Annotated in this window: 13 protein-coding genes; 11 read left to right on the plus strand and 2 right to left on the minus strand. The window is 60.4% G+C overall.

From position 1 onward, the window contains the following. Positions 1-110: 110 nt before the first annotated feature. Complete coding sequence (waaA, locus tag A3714_RS12820; RefSeq protein ID WP_063508892.1) at positions 111-1,382, minus strand: lipid IV(A) 3-deoxy-D-manno-octulosonic acid transferase; 1,272 nt, start codon at positions 1,380-1,382, stop codon at positions 111-113. 90 nt (positions 1,383-1,472) lie between these two features. Here waaA and A3714_RS12825 point away from each other — a divergent pair, with 90 nt between their 5' ends. The 3 genes from A3714_RS12825 (at position 1,473) to A3714_RS12835 (ending at position 4,055) form a co-directional block, all read left to right on the plus strand. Further along, positions 1,473-2,666 carry an FAD-dependent oxidoreductase gene (locus A3714_RS12825; RefSeq protein WP_063508891.1) on the plus strand — a complete coding sequence of 398 codons (1,194 nt, stop codon included), beginning with the start codon at positions 1,473-1,475 and terminating at the stop codon, positions 2,664-2,666. A 248-nt stretch (positions 2,667-2,914) separates the two neighbouring features. Further along, entirely contained in the window at positions 2,915-3,700 is a 786-nt protein-coding gene (locus A3714_RS12830) for an aldo/keto reductase (protein ID WP_063508890.1), read from the plus strand. 19 nt (positions 3,701-3,719) lie between these two features. Then, the gene (locus tag A3714_RS12835; RefSeq protein ID WP_063508889.1) at positions 3,720-4,055 is read left to right on the plus strand and encodes a hypothetical protein; all 336 of its coding nucleotides are present in this window, start codon (positions 3,720-3,722) and stop codon (positions 4,053-4,055) included. A 40-nt stretch (positions 4,056-4,095) separates the two neighbouring features. On the opposite strand, the gene A3714_RS12840 is transcribed toward A3714_RS12835, so the two are convergent. Further along, positions 4,096-4,944, minus strand: coding sequence for a patatin family protein (locus A3714_RS12840; RefSeq protein WP_062817172.1), 849 nt, complete (start codon positions 4,942-4,944; stop codon positions 4,096-4,098). Positions 4,945-5,253: 309 nt separating this feature from the next. Here A3714_RS12840 and atzF point away from each other — a divergent pair, with 309 nt between their 5' ends. The 8 genes from atzF to urtD all read left to right on the plus strand — a co-directional run bounded on the left by atzF (position 5,254) and on the right by urtD (position 17,514). Beyond that, positions 5,254-7,047: an allophanate hydrolase gene (gene atzF / locus A3714_RS12845; RefSeq protein ID WP_063508888.1), complete on the plus strand. Its 1,794-nt coding sequence runs from the start codon at positions 5,254-5,256 to the stop codon at positions 7,045-7,047. Continuing rightward, entirely contained in the window at positions 7,047-10,670 is a 3,624-nt protein-coding gene (uca, locus tag A3714_RS12850) for an urea carboxylase (RefSeq protein WP_063525806.1), read from the plus strand. The genes atzF and uca overlap by 1 nt, the downstream gene beginning before the upstream one ends. A gap of 11 nt (positions 10,671-10,681) precedes the next feature. After that, positions 10,682-11,389 carry a GntR family transcriptional regulator gene (locus A3714_RS12855; RefSeq protein WP_063509889.1) on the plus strand — a complete coding sequence of 236 codons (708 nt, stop codon included), beginning with the start codon at positions 10,682-10,684 and terminating at the stop codon, positions 11,387-11,389. Between the two features lie 76 nt (positions 11,390-11,465). After that, a complete protein-coding gene (locus A3714_RS12860; RefSeq protein ID WP_082844806.1) occupies positions 11,466-12,461 on the plus strand; it encodes a hypothetical protein in 996 nt (331 codons plus the stop codon). A gap of 25 nt (positions 12,462-12,486) precedes the next feature. Continuing rightward, entirely contained in the window at positions 12,487-13,788 is a 1,302-nt protein-coding gene (gene urtA, locus A3714_RS12865; protein WP_062817177.1) for an urea ABC transporter substrate-binding protein, read from the plus strand. Positions 13,789-13,878: 90 nt separating this feature from the next. Beyond that, entirely contained in the window at positions 13,879-15,510 is a 1,632-nt protein-coding gene (urtB, locus tag A3714_RS12870) for an urea ABC transporter permease subunit UrtB (protein WP_063509891.1), read from the plus strand. A gap of 1 nt (position 15,511) precedes the next feature. Beyond that, positions 15,512-16,672, plus strand: a complete 1,161-nt coding sequence (gene urtC / locus A3714_RS12875; protein WP_063509892.1) for an urea ABC transporter permease subunit UrtC — start codon at positions 15,512-15,514, stop codon at positions 16,670-16,672. Then, positions 16,669-17,514, plus strand: a complete 846-nt coding sequence (urtD, locus tag A3714_RS12880; protein WP_063509893.1) for an urea ABC transporter ATP-binding protein UrtD — start codon at positions 16,669-16,671, stop codon at positions 17,512-17,514. The genes urtC and urtD overlap by 4 nt, the downstream gene beginning before the upstream one ends. Positions 17,515-17,579: the final 65 nt, after the last annotated feature.

Here is a 17,579-nt window from a genome sequence, read left to right on the forward strand (position 1 = left end):
AGGAAAAGGCGTTGCAACATTCCTCCGAATCTCACTTGAGAAATCGGATACGCCTTCTCCCCTTGCGGTGCTCTCCTCGTTTCGCGGGGTTCGCCATGCAAGCATGGCTCCTACAAGACCCCCTTTAACTGTTCACTAATCAGTTGAAGCCCTTTCTCCAGCGCCCCACGATTGGCTTCGACAACCGCCGCCGCTGCCTGTCCCTGATGCTGGCGTTGCGCCGGGTTACGGAACAGGCCCTGCAGGGTAATGGCCAGGGCATCCGCATCCTCCACCAGGGTCAGGGCGCCAGCGTCATCCAGCAGCCCCGAGATGGCGGTGAAGTTGTGCAGGTGTGGGCCAGTCACAACCGGCTTTCCCCAGCCTGCAGGTTCCAGCAAATTGTGCCCCCCCACCGGCACCAGGGAACCGCCCACAAAGGCCACGTCCGCCACCCCAAACAGCATCAGCAGCTCCCCCATGGTATCAGCCAGGTACACCTGGGTGTCCGCAGTGACGGTGTCCTGTTTGCTTCGCCGGGCCAGCCCCAGCCCTTGCTGACGAATCAACTGGGCGACGCCGTCGAAACGCTCCGGGTGCCGGGGCACCAGCACCAGCAAGGTCTGCGGTGCCGTTTCCAGCAACGCCTTGTGCGCCGCCAGTACCGGCTCATCTTCCCCGGGGTGGGTACTGGCGGCGATCCATACCGGGCGTTCGCCAATCATCGCGCGCAAGGCGTCCGCCCCCTGACGCACGGTGTCGTCCAGTGTCATGTCGAATTTCACGCTGCCGATGGCATGCACCCGTTCCGGCCAGGCCCCCAGGGCCACATAGCGCTCCCGTTCCACCGGGGTCTGCACGGCCAGGGCATCAAAGCGGGCCATCATCGGCCGCACCAGGCGGGGAAACTTGCTGTAGCCCCGGTAGCTTTTCTCCGACAGGCGCCCGTTCATCAGCATCAATCTGGCACCGTGACGTTTCGCCGCTGCACACAGGTTGGGCCACAGTTCGGTTTCCAGCACGATCACCATTTTCGGATCAAAAGCGCGCAGAAAACGGTTCAATGCCGTGGGCAGCTCCCAGGGGCAATACACATGGGTCACCCGATCGCCGAACAGGGCTTTCACCCGCTCTGAACCGGTGGGTGTGGTGGTGGTCACCAGCAACGGCATCTGCGGATAATCCGCCAGCAACCGCTCGATCATCGGCACCGCCGCCAGGGTTTCCCCCACCGACACCGCGTGCACCCAGAGACTGTTTTTCAGGGTACCGGGGAGATACCCCCAGGCCATGCGCTCCTTCCAGCGCTGACGGTAGGCCGGCGCCTGCCGCCCCCGCAGCCACAGCCGCAGGAACAGAAAAGGAAGCAGTAAATACCAGATGACAGAGTAAAAGGGTCGCATAGGGTTTCTTGTGTCGGACGTCGGACGCCGGACGTCTGAGGTCCGGCCCGTCTATGCTAGCATAGCGGCAACTTTCTCCGATGGTGAGCCATGAGCAACTCCCCTCTGAAACCCGACATTCTGATCTTCGGCGGCGGCATCGCCGGCCTGTGGCTGATCAACCGGCTCAACGCGGCCGGTTACCAGTGCCTGCTGCTGGAAACCGACTCCCTCGGCGGCGACCAGACCCTGGCCAGCCAGGGCATTATTCACGGCGGCCTCAAGTATGCCCTGGGCGGCAACCTGTCCAGCGAGTCGGAATCCATCGCCGCCATGCCGGACCGCTGGCGCGCGGCCATGGCCGGCAACGATCCGGTGGACCTGCGCCAGCTGCAGGTACTCAGCGACACCCAGCACATGTGGTCCAGTGGCTCAGTGGCCTCGCGCATGACCAACTTCTTCGCCAGCAAGATGCTGCGCGGGCGCATCGAAAAGCTGAAGCGGGACCATTTCCCCTCAGCGCTGGCGGACAAGGCCTTCAAGGGCAATGTCTACAAGCTGGATGATCTGGTCATCAACACCGAATCACTGATCGACACCCTGGCCGCGCCGGTACGTGAACGCCTGCTGGCCTTCGACAGGGAACGCGATTCTCTGGAATGGGGAGAGCAAGGATTGAAGGCGGTGACCGTCAATGGCCAGCGTATCGAGCCGACGTTGACCATCCTGTCCGCCGGCAATGGCAACCCGGCACTGCTGGACGGCGCCCACCAGGCCCGCCTGCTGCCAGAGGAACACAGCCAGCTGCGGCCACTGAAAATGCTGCTGGTGAAACACGATCTGGGCCACCGCCTCTATGCTCACTGTGTCGGCACCAGCAACAAACCGGTACTCACCGTCACCACCCACGACTGCCCGGACGGCAAGGTGGTCTGGTATCTGGGCGGCGACCTGGCGGAACGGGGCGTGGAACGCAGCGATGAGGAACAACTGGCCGCTGGCCGCGACGAACTGAAACACCTGTTCCCCTGGCTCGATTTCAGCCAGGCCCAGTTCGCCGTTCTCAACGTAACCCGGGCCGAACCGAAACAGCAGGCCCTGGTAAAACCGGATAACGCCTACGCCCACCGCGATCACAACCTGATCGTGGCCTGGCCCACCAAGCTCACCCTGGCCCCGGACCTGGGCGACAGAGTGATGGCGCTGGTGGAAGAGAGTGGGCTGAAACCAGGGGAGCCGTTAACGGTGCCGGAAACGCTGGAAAAAGCCCCCATGGGCGTGCCCTATTGGCATCGCTGTTTTTGATTACCCTCCGTAGGAGCGAGCGTCGTTGGCGGCGCGATAGGTTGAGTTAAAAGTTCAAAGTTGAAAGTTTAAAAGCGCGAGGCCGGTTTTCAGACTTTGAACTCTCTCTGCCCGCGTTCTACTGTTGTACGCGAGCACAGCATCAACGTGGCAGAAGCGGTCAGACGCGCCTTTGAACTTTGAACTTTCAACTGCTTTTGTCCTGCCGCCAGCGACGCTCCTACGGCAAGACGAACAAGGAAGCTTTCATGGCCTTCATGCGCCCGCTGGGCAACACAGGATTGACCGTCAGCGCCCTCGGTCTGGGCACAGTGAAAATCGGCCGCGACAAGGGCGTGAAATACCCCGGCGCCTTTACCATTCCCGATGACGCGGCAGTGACCGATTTGATGGCCCAGGCCCGGGACCTAGGCCTGAACCTGATCGACACCGCACCGGCCTACGGCCGCAGTGAAGAACGACTGGGGCAACTGCTCCGGGACCGCCAGCACTGGGTTATCGTCACCAAGGTGGGCGAGGAATTCGATAATGACAGCGGCGACAGCCACTTCGATTTCTCCCCGCAACATGTGCGTGCCTCGGTGGAACGCAGTCTCAAGCGGCTGAACACCGACTACCTGGATTGCGTTCTGGTGCATTCGGACGGGAACGATCTGGACGTTCTCAACATGGGTACGCTTGACGCGCTCAACGATCTGAAGAAGGCGGGCCTGATCCGCGCCACCGGCATGTCCACCAAGACAGTGGCCGGGGGTATCGACACCCTCAGACAAGCAGACGTGGCCATGGTCACCTACAACCTGGCCCATGACGAAGAAGTGCCGGTCATCGAGCACGCCGCCAGTCACCACAAGGGCATTCTTATCAAGAAGGCCTTTGCCAGCGGCCACCTGTGCAGCGAGGGACAAGACCCGGTACAGGAAAGCATGAACAAGATCCTTGGCACTGCCGGCGTCGGCAGTATCATCGCCGGCACCATCAACCCGCAACACCTGCGGGAAAACGTGGAAAAGGCGCGCCGGGCCTGTGAATAACAACAAAAAAGGAGCCACTATGCGCAGACTGCTCAGTATCGGATTGCTACTTCTGGCCGCCAGCAGTCAGGCTGACAAGGTCTTACTCCTGAAAACGCCCCCCAGCGGCTGCCAGCCCGGTGACACTGTCTCTATAGAAACCGGCGGCAAACTGCAGGGCTTGCTGTTCAGCGACGCCTGGATCGAAAACAACGCCAAAAAGAAACTGCTCAAGGCCATCAAAAAAGCCGACGGCAACCGGGCGGTATTGAAAGACCGGCGTGTCTTTCTGATGGAGAACCATCACCGTGGCATTCAACGCATGGAGCTGGAAGCCTGGACCTGGCGCTGTGACGAGTCGGATAGCAGCAGGTAGTCAACACGACTTGCCGGCAGCGCTGTTTTGCAGGCTGCCCTCACCCCACCGCTTCGAAAAGCGGCTCGCCCAACATCACCGACGCGGCCTGATGCCCCTGCCAATACCCCTGCTCCAGCTTTTGGCCATGGGTGGTCAAGCGGCTGACCGGAAAGCCGCGGTCTGGCGCAATCACTGTGAGTCGGCAATCCTCGGGCGGGTTCTCGATGAACGCCAGTGCGTCATTGTAGGTTTGCGAGCGTTTCCGCATACCGGCATATAACCCCGGCATTTCCCTGACCCAGGGTTTCAGTAGGGGTGCCAGCGGGCTGGGTTTCTTGCGATAACCCTGATGCCGTGACAGCACCACGGTGATATCCCTGGCGCCCTGTTCATAGGCCCAGCGCACGGGAATGGAATCGCCCACCCCGCCATCGGTCATGGGATGCCCGTCCACCGTGGGAAATTGTCGGTAGGCAAAAGGAATGGAACAGGACGCTGTCATGATCTCGTCCAGGTTGTCCGGCGTCGCGTGGTGATACCGTGGCTCGCCGTCCTCCACGGAAGTGGTCACCACCCATAGCGGCGTCTGCGATTGCCAATACCGGTCCAGACTCAGCGGCACATCCCGTAAGGATTGATGCCACAGCCAGTGCACATCGCACAAATGACCGCCGGCCATGAAACGCTGCCAGTTGATGAAATCCGGGCGGCAGGCGTGATCGGTGATGATGCGCCGGTTGCGGCCATGATCTCCGGCCAGGTAACCGATCAGGTTGGTGGAACCGGCGGATACGCCCACCGCAAAATCAAACTCCCGGTAATCTTTCTCCAGAAAGGCATCCAGCACCCCGGCGGCAAAAATGCCGCGCATGGCACCCCCTTCCACGACCAGAGCCCGCGAGGACATATCCGTCTCCTGTTTGATCTGACACCTTGATTCACTTTGCCAAAGCCAGGCCGAGAGCGGAAATAATCCCTCCCTGTTCCCGCCATCGCCGCCGCCCATGGCGACATCTTGCACAACGCAACCTTTTGCACTGTTACGGCGCAGCTGCATCAGCATGACGCACACCAGCCTGACAAATCCCACCAACCTGGTCAGCCCTTCGACATTTAATTTATGTAAAAACAATTACTTAAATTTTTTCTGTCTGTTTGGCACCGGGTTTGCACTAGTCCGCATACCAACTTGTATACAAACAGGTGTGCTAAACGAATGATCGGCTGGACTCTTCGACAATGGCAGGCGGCCTACCGCAGCGGTGACCTCACCCCGGTACAGGCCATGAAACAACTGGCGACACTGCTGCACGACAGCGAGCGCGCCCTGTGGATTCACCTGCTGGACGAGTCCTCCCTGGTCGCCCGGGCCGAGGCCCTGACGGATCCGTCCCTGCCTCTCTTCGGCATTCCCTTCGCGGTGAAAGACAATATTGATGTGGCCGGTATGCCGACCACGGCGGCCTGCCCCGCCTTTGCCTACACACCGCAGGAAGACGCCACCGTGGTCAGACTGCTGCGCGACGCCGGCGCGATTGTAGTGGGCAAAACCAATCTGGATCAGTTTGCCACCGGACTGGTCGGCACCCGCTCCCCTTACGGGGAAGTGCCCAACCCGTTCAACGGCGACTACCTCAGCGGCGGCTCCAGTTCCGGTTCGGCGGTGAGCGTCAGCCTGGGGCTGGTGCCCTTCTCGCTGGGCACCGACACAGCCGGCTCCGGGCGGGTACCCGCGGCCTTTACCAATATCGTCGGCCTGAAACCCAGCCGCGGCGCCATCAGCACTCGAGGCGTGGTGCCCGCGTGCAGAACCCTGGACTGCGTCAGCGTGTTTGCGCTGAACGTGGAAGATGCCCGGACCATTTATCGCCTTATCGGCCAGTTCGATAGCGACGATGCTTTCAGCCGTCCGGCGCCGTCACGGCAGAAAACCGGACTGCCCGCACGACCGAAGCTGGGGATTCCCCACGATCTGCCCTGGTTCGGTGACCACAGGGCAAAGGCGCTCTGGGAACAACAACTGGAGAGCCTCAGCAGTCTTGCCGAGCTGGTTACCGTGGATACTACCGTGCTGCAGGATGCGGCAGCCCTGCTGTATCAGGGCCCATGGATAGCCGAGCGTTTCTCTGTCACTGACACCCTGTTGCAGGAAACACCACAAGCCCTGTTACCGGTGATCCGTGACATCCTGGAACCGGCGGCACAGATCAGCGCCGTTGACAGTTTCCGCGCCCAATATCGTCTGGCCGAACTCAAACGTCAGTCAGACAACCTGCTGGCCGGTGTGGATGCCCTGCTGCTACCCACCACCCCGGGCATCTATACCCGCGACGCGGTACGCAACGATCCCATCACCCTGAACAGCCAACTGGGTACCTGGACCAACTTCGTCAACCTGCTGGATCTGTGTGCCCTGGCCCTGCCCGGCGGTTTTCGGGACGACGGCCTGCCCGGCGGCATCACCCTGATTGCCCCCGCCTGGCAAGACCATGCCCTGGCGGAATTCGGCCAGCGCTGGCAACAGCACCAGCCCTGGCAGGCCGGCGCCACCGGTCAGGCACTGCCGGCACCGGAAAAAAGTGCCGCCAGCGATAACCATGATGATTCCATCACCGTGGCGGTGGTCGGTGCCCACCTCAGCGGCATGCCACTGAACAGTCAGCTGGTGGAACGCGACGCGGTGCTGCTGGAAGCCACCCACACCGCTCCCTGCTATCGCCTCTATGCCCTGGCCAACACGGTGCCGCCCAAGCCCGGCTTGATACGTAACGAAAAAGACGGCGGCGCCAGCATCCCCATCGAACTGTGGCAAATGCCCCTCGAACACTTCGGCAGCTTTGTCGGGCTGATTCCTGCACCGCTTGGCATTGGCAGCCTGGAAACCGTGGATGGCCGCTGGGTGAAGGGGTTCATCTGCGAGCCCTGGGCCATCGACGACGCCACCGACATTACCGAACTGGGCGGCTGGAGAAACTACATCGCCGCGCTGAACAAGAAGGAGTCCCTCTGATGTTAACGAAAGTGCTGATCGCCAACCGGGGTGAAATTGCGGTGCGTATCTGTCGCACCCTGAAGCAGATGGGCATTGCCTCGGTGGCGGTCTATTCAGAGGCGGATCGCAACAGCCAGCACGTCAGCGTGGCGGATGAAGCGGTATCCCTGGGCGGCCAGACCGCCGCAGAAAGTTATCTGAAAACCGACCTGATTCTGCAGGCCGCCAAAGACACCGGCGCCGAGGCCATTATTCCCGGCTACGGATTTCTTTCCGAAAACGCCGAGTTTGCTGAAGCCTGCGCCGCCAACGGCATCGCTTTCGTGGGCCCGACCCCGCAACAACTGCGCGAGTTCGGCCTCAAGCATGAAGCCCGTGCCATCGCCGAAAAAGCCGGCGTGCCACTGGCCCCCGGTACCGACCTGCTGCAAAGCCTGGACGACGCCAAACAGGCCGCACTGCAGATCGGCTACCCGGTGATGCTGAAAAGCACCGCCGGCGGTGGCGGCATCGGCCTGTCCCGCTGCAACAACGAAGACGAACTGGTCGCTGCCTTTGAGTCGGTAAAGCGGCTCGGGGAAAGTTTCTTTTCTGACAGCGGCGTTTTTATCGAACGTTTTGTGGCGCGGGCCCGCCATGTGGAAGTGCAGATCTTCGGTGACGGTAACGGTACCGTGCTGGCCCTGGGCGAGCGCGAATGTTCCCTGCAGCGTCGCAACCAGAAAGTGGTGGAAGAAACCCCGGCGCCCAATCTGCCACAGGCGACCCGGGAAAAACTGCACGCCAGTGCGGTGCGGTTGGGCCAGACCGTGAAATACCGCTCTGCGGGCACGGTGGAATACATTTACGACGACGAGCGTGATGAATTCTATTTCCTGGAAGTGAATACCCGCCTGCAGGTGGAGCACGGCGTCACCGAATCCGTATTCGGCGTAGACCTGGTGCAGTGGATGTTGCAACTGGCCGGCGGCGAACGTCCGCCACTGGATGACAGCTACACCAGCCAGGGGGCTTCCATGGAAGTGCGCATCTACGCCGAAGATGCGCTGAAAGATTTCCAGCCCAGCCCGGGCGAACTCACCGAGGTGCGCTTCCCGGACAATATCCGCCTGGATGGCTGGGTGGACACCGGTACCGTGGTCAGCCCTCACTATGATCCCATGCTGGCCAAAGTCATCGTCCATGGCAGTGATCGTGCCGACGCCCTGAAGAAGATGCAGACCGCCCTGGCACAAACCCGCCTCTCGGGCATCGCCACCAACCTGGACTACCTGCGCCAGATTCTGCGCGACGACAATGTCATTGCCGGCACCGTTTCCACTCGCTATCTGGAAACCTTTACCTATACGCCCAGGGCCTTCGACGTTGTCGAGCCAGGCACCTACACCACGGTGCAGGATTATCCTGGCCGGGCCGGCTACTGGGATATCGGTGTACCGCCGTCCGGACCCATGGACGACTTTGCCTTTCGTCTGGCCAATCGCATCGTCGGCAACCATGACAGCGCCGCCGGCCTGGAAGCCACCCTAGTGGGCCCCTCGCTCACCTTCCATTGCGATACCGTGGTAGCACTTACCGGTGCGGCCTGCCCGGCGCAACTGGATGGTGTCAGCGTACCCCTGTGGGAACCCATCACCGTCAAGGCCGGCCAGACCCTCACCACCGGCAAGGTTGAAAACGGTTGCCGCACCTATATTGCCGTGCGCAACGGCATTGATGTCCCCGACTACCTGGGCAGTAAATCCACCTTCGTGCTCGGCAAGTTTGGCGGCCACGGTGGGCGCACCCTGCGCAAGGGTGACGTGTTGTCGATCTGTCAGCCGCAGCTGGAGGGGTGCCCCACCCCGGCGCCGGTGGCCGAGCCGCACCCGGTCGAAAACGGATTGATCCCGGACTACCCGCAACAATGGGACATCAAGGTGCTGTACGGCCCCCATGGGGCGCCGGATTTCTTTAGCGAAGATGCCATTGAAGAATTCTTCAACGCCGACTGGCAGGTGCATTACAACTCCAACCGGCTGGGCATTCGCCTGGTGGGTCCCAAGCCGAGCTGGACCCGTACCGATGGCGGCGAAGCCGGGCTGCACCCGTCCAATGTTCACGACAACGAGTACGCCATCGGCTCCATCAATTTCACCGGTGATTTCCCGGTCATCCTGACCAAGGATGGCCCGAGCCTTGGGGGGTTCGTCTGCCCGGTGACCATCGCCAAGGCCGAGCTGTGGAAAGTGGGCCAGTTGAAACCCGGGGACAGCATCCGCTTCTCGCCAATCAGCTTCGCCGAGGCCAAGGCCATGGAAGACGCCCAGGATGCGTCCATTGAAAACCTGGGTGTGATTCCGCTGGTCAACCCGGCGGTGACCGATCACAGCCACACCTTTACCTCTTCCACCATGCTGGCGGAGATAGATGCCAACGGTCATGTACCGCGGATCGTCTACCGGCAGGCCGGCGACAAGTACATCCTTATCGAGTACGGCGACAACGTGCTCGACCTTGCCCTGCGCATGCGTGTCCATGCGCTGATGGAAAACCTGAAGGCGTCACCGGTGGAGGGCATTCTGGAATTGTCGCCGGGGGTACGCAGCCTGCAGGTCCATTACGATTCCCGCCGCCTTGATCAGGACCGCCTGGTCAACACACTGCTGGACCGTGAAAAGACCATCGGCAGTGTGGACGACATGGTCGTGACTTCCCGGGTCCTGCATCTGCCCATGGCCTTCGAAGACAGCGCCACCCTGGATGCGGTCATCCGTTACCAGGAAACCATTCGCCAGGATGCCCCCTGGCTGCCCAACAACGTGGAATTCATTCGCCGCATCAACGGCCTGCAATCCACGGACCAGGTGCGCGACATTATTTTCAGTGCTAGCTATCTGGTGTTGGGCCTGGGGGATGTGTATCTGGGGGCCCCCTGTGCGGTACCCATTGATCCGCGCCACCGCCTGATGACCTCCAAGTACAACCCGGCGCGCACCTATACCGCCGAAGGCACCGTGGGTATCGGCGGCGTCTACATGTGCATCTACGGCATGGATTCCCCCGGCGGCTACCAGCTGGTGGGTCGCACCCTGCCGATCTGGAACAAACATCTGAAGAACGCCCAGTTCCACAGTGGTGAGCCCTGGTTGCTGAAGTTTTTCGATCAGGTCCGCTACTACCCGGTGAGCGAGGAAAAACTCACCGAGATGCGCGAGGCCTTCCGCCACGGCCACCTGCAGGTGGAGATCAGCGAAGAGCCCTTCAGCCTGGCCGAGCATCGCCAATTCCTGAAAAACAACGAACAGGAAATTGCCGATTTCAACGCCCGCCGCGATGTGGCCTTCCGAGAGGAAGTGGCGCGCTGGCAAGACGAAGACGCGGCAGTGGAATCCGCGCTGATGGGCAGTAAAACGGATATCGGCCAGGTAGATGGCCATCTGGTCAGCGCCGAAATCAGCGGCAATGTCTGGAAGTTGCTGGTGGAAGAAGGCTCACAGGTCAGCGAAGGCCAGCCATTGGTGATCGTGGAAGCCATGAAGATGGAATTCGAAATCGTCGCCAATGCCAGCGGCAAGGTCACCGGTCTGCATTGCCAGCCCGGCTCCATCATCCATGCCGGGGATCCGGTGTTGGTCATCGACCCGAAAGCGGTGGCCTGAGAGGAAATGCCATGAAAGCGCATAAAGAAAAAAAATCCAGCAACCTGGCGGACCGCATCTATCAGCAGCTGAAAAGCGACATCTTCGACTTTCGCCTGATGCCCGGTGACCGCTTCAGCGAAAACGAGATTGCCGAACGCATGGGCGCCTCACGCACTCCGGTTCGTGAAGCCCTGTTCCGGCTGCAACGGGAATCCTATGTGGATGTGCTGTTCCGCAGCGGCTGGCAGGTCAAACCCTTTGACTTCGATTACTTCGAAGAACTCTACGATGTGCGCACCATTCTTGAATGTGCCGCGGTACGCAAGATCTGCGAGCAGGAAAACAACTCACCCAAACTCGATGACCTGATTCGCATCTGGTGCGTGCCGGAATCGGAAAGACTGGAAGACGGCAACACTCTCAGCCGACTGGATGAGCGCTTTCACGAAATGCTGGTGGAAGCCGCTGGCAACACCGAGATGGCTCGCATTCATCATGACCTGACCGAACGTCTGCGCATCATTCGCCGCCTGGATTTCACCAAGCCACCGCGTATTGATGCCACCTATCAGGAACACAGTTCCATTCTGGAAGCCATTCAGCATCGCCGCTGCGAGCAGGCGCAGATTCAGCTGCGCGCTCATATCGAAAGCTCACGCAATGAAGTGCGGAAAATAACGCTGCACATGCTTCATGAAGCCCGGATGCATAGCGGCAAGGCAGACAACGACGACTGATACACAGTGACCTTTTTCATTCATCAATGGGGGGATACCCATGTTACGAAAGGAAGCAGTAACGAGCGCGCTTGCCATGGCCGCTCTCATCACACCGATATCAGCCATGAGTGCCGATATCGATCCGGAAATCTCTGTGGGCGGAGGCCTGCGCACCAGCTTTACCAGTGTGGAAAACGCAGCGCCTGACGGTGAATCCAGCTCCAGTGATTTCAATCTGGACAGTGTGCGGCTGTACATCAACGGCCAGGTCACCGACAACATCAAGATGACCGTGAACACCGAATACGACGGTGTGGAAGAAAAGGTGCGGGTGCTCGATGCCATTGCCCGGTTCGAGTATTCCGACACCTTTAACATCTGGGCCGGCCGATTCCTGCCCGCCAGTGATCGTTCCAACCTGTCCGGGCCGTACTATCTGACCACCTGGAATTTCCCGTCCGTGCAAGCCTATCCGGCCATCTTCGCCGGTCGTGACGACGGCGTCGCTTATTGGGGCCAGGCCAACGAGGGCCAGTTCAAGTGGCAGTTCTCGGTCACCGAAGGTCCGGAGGATCCGGTCCCCGCCGAGGATGACGATGATCTGCTGTACAGCGGCCGACTCACTCTCAACCTGCTCGACCCGGAACCGGGCTACTACAACTCCAGCACCTATTACGGCGAGAAGGACATTCTGGCGGTAGGTCTGGTTGGCCAGAGCCAGGGGTCTGACTCCGCCTGGAGCGTGGATGCCCTGTTCGAGAAAAACACCGGCGCCGGAACAGTGACTCTCGAAGGCGCCTATTACCAGTACGACGGTCTGGGCGGCCTGGGCGGCGACGAAAGCGAAGGCTACTTCGTGCTGGCCGGCTTCCTGTTCCCCCAGGAAATCGGTCCGGGCCGGCTGCAACCGGTGATCCGTTACACCGAGGGTGAAGTGACCGATGGCGCCGAGGGTGACATCAGCGAGTTCAATCTGAACTACATCATCAAGGGTCATAACGCCCGTATCAGTGCCGCTTACCAGGATCGTAACGACGAGCTGTTCAGCGATAACGACACCTTTGTACTGGGTCTGCAACTACAGATGTAAGTGCTACACCACAAGGAGTTTTGCCATGCAATTTTCAAACACACTGAAACGACTGACTGCAGGAATCATGCTTTCCGGCAGCCTTATCTACAGCGGCGCCGCCATGGCCGCTGACACCATCAAGGTCGGGGTGCTTCACTCCCTGTCCGGCACCATGGCCATCAGTGAATCCACCCTGAAAGACACGGTTCTGATGATGATCGAGGAGCAGAACAAGAAGGGCGGCGTGATGGGCAAGCAGCTGGAACCCGTGGTCGTTGACCCGGCCTCCAACTGGCCCCTGTTCGCCGAAAAAACCCGAGAACTGATCAGCCAGCAAGGCGTGGATGTGATCTTCGGCTGCTGGACTTCCGTGTCCCGCAAGTCCGTGCTGCCAGTGGTGGAAGAACTCAACGGCCTGCTGTTCTACCCGGTGCAATACGAGGGTGAAGAGTCGTCCAAGAATGTGTTCTACACCGGGGCCGCCCCCAACCAGCAGGCCATCCCCGCGGTCAACTACCTGATCAACGAACTGGGTGTGGAGCGCTTCGTGCTGGCCGGTACCGATTATGTGTACCCGCGCACCACCAACAAGATCCTGGAAGCCTACCTGAAGTCCAAGGGCGTGGCAGACAAGGACATCATGATCAACTACACCCCGTTCGGGCATTCCGACTGGCAGTCCATTGTCAGCGACATCAAGGCCTTCGGTAACCAGGGCAAGAAAACCGCGGTGGTCTCCACCATCAACGGCGATGCCAACGTGCCCTTCTACAAGGAACTGGGCAACCAGGGCGTCAGCGCCCAGGACATTCCCGTGGTGGCCTTCTCCGTGGGTGAAGAGGAATTGTCCGGCATCGACACCGGCCCGCTGGTGGGTCATCTGGCCGCCTGGAACTACTTCCAGAGTGTCTACAACGACGCCAACGATGCCTTCATCGCCCAGTGGCACGACTTTACCCAGGACGACAAACGCGTCACCAACGACCCCATGGAAGCCACCTATATCGGTTTCAACATGTGGGTGAAGGCCGTAGAAAAAGCCCAATCCACGGACACGGATAAAGTGGCGGAAGCCATGATCGGCATGGAAACCCCGAACCTGACTGGCGGTATGGCGGTGATGAACGAAAACCACCATCTGTCCAAGCCGGTACTGATCGGCGAAATCCAGGATGACGGCCAGTTCGCCGTGGTCTGGGAAACCGACGGTCTGGTGAAAGGTGATGCCTGGTCCGATTACCTGCCCGGCTCCAAGGATCTGATTTCCGACTGGAGCGCGCCGACGAAATGCGGCAACTACAACACCAAGACCAAGCAGTGCCTTGGCAGCAAAGCCATGCAGTAAACGATCCGACCCTCTCCGGTTATCCGTGTGCGCAACGCGCACGCTGATAACCGGCTTTTTTCGACACACCCAGTCTGTAAGGAGCCCACTATGGGTCACGCTATTGGCCGGTTTTTGACAACCCTGCTGCTGGCAGCGTTGTGCAATACGGTGCTGGCCGACCTGGCCACAGACACAGGCCCGGCCCCAGGCCCCGGCCTCCACGATATTCTCAACCAGTTGGCCAGCCGCAACTTTGACGACAAGGAAGCGGCCATTCACCAACTGGCCGAGCAGGACCACCCGCGCGTGGTGCCTTTGCTCAATGCCCTGATGAACCGCGACCTGGTGCAACACCGGGACAGCGGCGCCATTTTACTGGGTCGCAAGAACAGTGACGGCTGGCTGCTGCTGGACCCCGTCAGCGAAGCCGAACAACAGCAGGTGGGATCACGGGATGCCCGCCCGGTGGTGATCAATAACCGCCTGCGTACCGTCATCAATAATCAGCTGGCCCTGCGCGACCTGGCCAGCCCGGACAGCGAGCAACGCTATCAGGCCGCCGGCCAGCTGATCGGCAATGCCGACCCGGAAATGCTCTCGGCACTGACAGCCCGCCGGGCCAAGGAAACCGTTGCCCGGGTACAGGACCGTATTGATGTGGCCCTGAACATTGCCACCCTGGACAACAACGATCTAGCCGCCCGCCTGAATGCCATCGACGCTCTGGCCGACAGTCTGCATCCGGCGGCCAAGAACGCCCTGCGCGACCGGGTGGCTGCCAGCGACAACCCGGCGGAAGTGCGCGCGGCGGAAAAGGCGCTGGCCCGTATCGAAGCCCGCATCGAACGCTACCAGACCGCCGACACCCTGTTCTTCGGCCTCAGCCTGGGCTCGGTGCTGTTGCTGGCTGCGATCGGCCTGGCCATCACCTTCGGGGTGATGGGGGTGATCAACATGGCCCACGGCGAACTCATCATGATCGGCGCCTACACCACCTATGTGATTCAGCAGCTGTTGCCCAACAGCCACGAATGGTCGCTGCTGATCGCCATTCCTGCCGCCTTTGTGGTGTCGGCCCTGGTGGGCATTCTGATTGAACGCTTTGTGATCCGTTTCCTGTATGGCCGTCCCCTGGAAACCTTGCTCGCCACCTTCGGGGTGAGCCTGATTCTGCAGCAGGCGGTGCGGGTGATCTTCTCGCCCCTGAATCGCACCGTGGTGACACCGGAATGGATGAGTGGCGCACTGGAAATCAACCCGGTGTTCTCACTGACCTATAACCGCCTCTACATCATTTTCTTTGCCCTGGCCGTGTTTCTGGCCCTGCTCACGCTGCTGAAGAAAACCCGCCTGGGCCTGCAGGTCAGAGCTGTCAGTCAGAACCGGACTACCGCTCGCGCCATGGGGATTCGTAGCGAGCGGGTCAATGCGCTCACTTTCGGCCTGGGTTCCGGTATCGCCGGTATCGCCGGGGTGGCCCTGGCACAGCTCACCAATGTGGGGCCCAACCTGGGTCAGAGCTACATCATCGATTCCTTCATGGTGGTGGTGTTCGGCGGTGTCGGCAATCTGTGGGGCACTCTTACCGCCGCCTTCAGCCTGGGTATCGCCAACAAGCTGCTGGAGCCCATGGCCGGAGCCGTGCTGGCAAAAATCATCGTGCTGATCTTCATCATCCTGTTTATCCAGCGCAAACCACGGGGTCTGTTCCCGCAACGTGGCCGGGCCGCGGAGGAGTAATATGCGAGACTCAACCTTCAAAAGTGCCTTCAGTGATCGCACCGCGAAAACCTTTATGGGCGTTCTGCTGGGCGCCACCCTGGTGGTGACCCTGCTCAACCAGTTTTTCCCGCCGGACTCGCCACTGCACGTGAGCGCCTACACCGTCACCCTGCTGGGCAAGTACCTGTGTTACGCCCTGCTGGCCCTGTCGCTGGATCTGGTGTGGGGTTACTGCGGCATTCTCAGCCTGGGTCATGGGGCCTTCTTTGCCCTGGGTGGCTATGCCATGGGCATGTACCTGATGCGCCAGATCGGCGACCGGGGCGTGTACGGCAATCCGGAGTTGCCCGACTTCATGGTGTTCCTCAACTGGAGCGAGCTGCCCTGGTACTGGCAGGGCTTCGACCAGTTCTGGTTTGCCGCCCTGATGATCCTGCTGGTCCCCGGCCTGCTGGCCTTCGTATTCGGCTGGCTGGCATTTCGTTCCCGGGTTACCGGCGTCTATCTGTCGATCATCACCCAGGCACTCACCTATGCCCTGATGCTGGCCTTCTTCCGCAACGAACTGGGCTTCGGCGGCAACAACGGTCTTACCGACTTCAAGGAACTGCTGGGCTTTTCCCTGCAGTCCGACAGCACACGTGTGGGCCTGCTGATCGCCACCGCTCTCTCTCTGGCCATGGCCTTTGTGCTGTGCCGCTGGATCACCGGCAGCAAGCTGGGCCGGGTGGTCATGGCGGTGAGGGATGCGGAATCCCGGGCCCGTTTTGTGGGTTACCGTACCGAACATTACAAACTGTGGATCTTCACCGTCAGCGCCATTCTGGCCGGCATTGCCGGGGCGCTCTATGTACCCCAGGTGGGCATCATCAATCCAGGAGAATTCTCGCCGCTCAATTCCATCGAGCTGGTGGTCTGGGTAGCGGTAGGCGGACGCGCCACCCTATATGGCGCGGTGATCGGCGCCATCCTGGTCAACTACGGCAAGACCATTTTCACCGGCGTTATGCCCGAGGCCTGGCTGTTTGCCCTGGGCGGGCTGTTCATGGCGGTTACCGTGTTTCTGCCCCAGGGTCTGGTGGGCCTGGTCAGCCAGAGATGGGCGGCCCTGCGCAAACAATTCCCGCCAAAGAAAACAAATAACGACACCCTCACCCCGGCAGAAGGAGAGGCTCCATGAGCGCACTGGATAACCTGCGCGACACCTTTCGCCGCGATCAGGTCTTCGATTTCATGCGCCAGGGCACCCGTGTCGTAGCGCCCGGTCAGCTGGATTCCGGTAGTGGCAAGAACATTCTCTATCTGGAAGATATCACTGTCAGTTTTGACGGCTTCAAGGCCCTCAATGATCTGACCCTGTACATCCAGACCGGCGAACTGCGCTGCATCATCGGCCCCAACGGCGCGGGCAAATCCACCATGATGGACGTGATCACCGGCAAGACCCGACCGGATAGCGGCACCTGTTTTTTCGGTCAGACCCTGGACCTGACTGCCATGAGCGAAACCGACATCGCCATGGCCGGCATCGGTCGAAAATTTCAGAAACCCACCGTGTTCCCCGAGCACACCGCCTTTGAAAACCTGGAGCTGGCCATGAACGGTCCCAGGGGGCCCTGGCATTCCCTGTTCACCCGATTAAGCGGCGAACAGACAAGCTGGATCGAGGACACTCTGGCCACCGTGGGTCTGCTTGAAGACCGACACAAGGTGGCGGGCCTGCTGTCCCACGGTCAGAAGCAGTGGCTGGAAATCGGCATGGTGCTGATGCAGAAACCACAACTGCTACTGGTGGATGAACCCATCGCCGGCATGACCCGCCAGGAAGTGGAACGCACCGGCGAACTTCTGAAAAGCCTGGCCGGCAAACACTCGGTGGTTGTCGTCGAACACGACATGGAATTCATCCGCTCCATCGCCAGCACCGTCACCGTTCTGCACCAGGGCAGCGTACTGGCGGAAGGCACCATGGAGCAGGTGCAGAATGATCCCAAAGTCATCGAAGTTTACCTGGGCGAATAACAGCCCCCTGTAGGAGCGCCGCTCTCTGTGCTCTGCGAGTATGAGGCGCGAAAACCGCTCACAAT

Origin of the sequence: Alcanivorax sp. HI0007, assembly GCF_001635525.1 — a bacterium.
In the GTDB taxonomy this organism is placed as follows: domain Bacteria; phylum Pseudomonadota; class Gammaproteobacteria; order Pseudomonadales; family Alcanivoracaceae; genus Alcanivorax.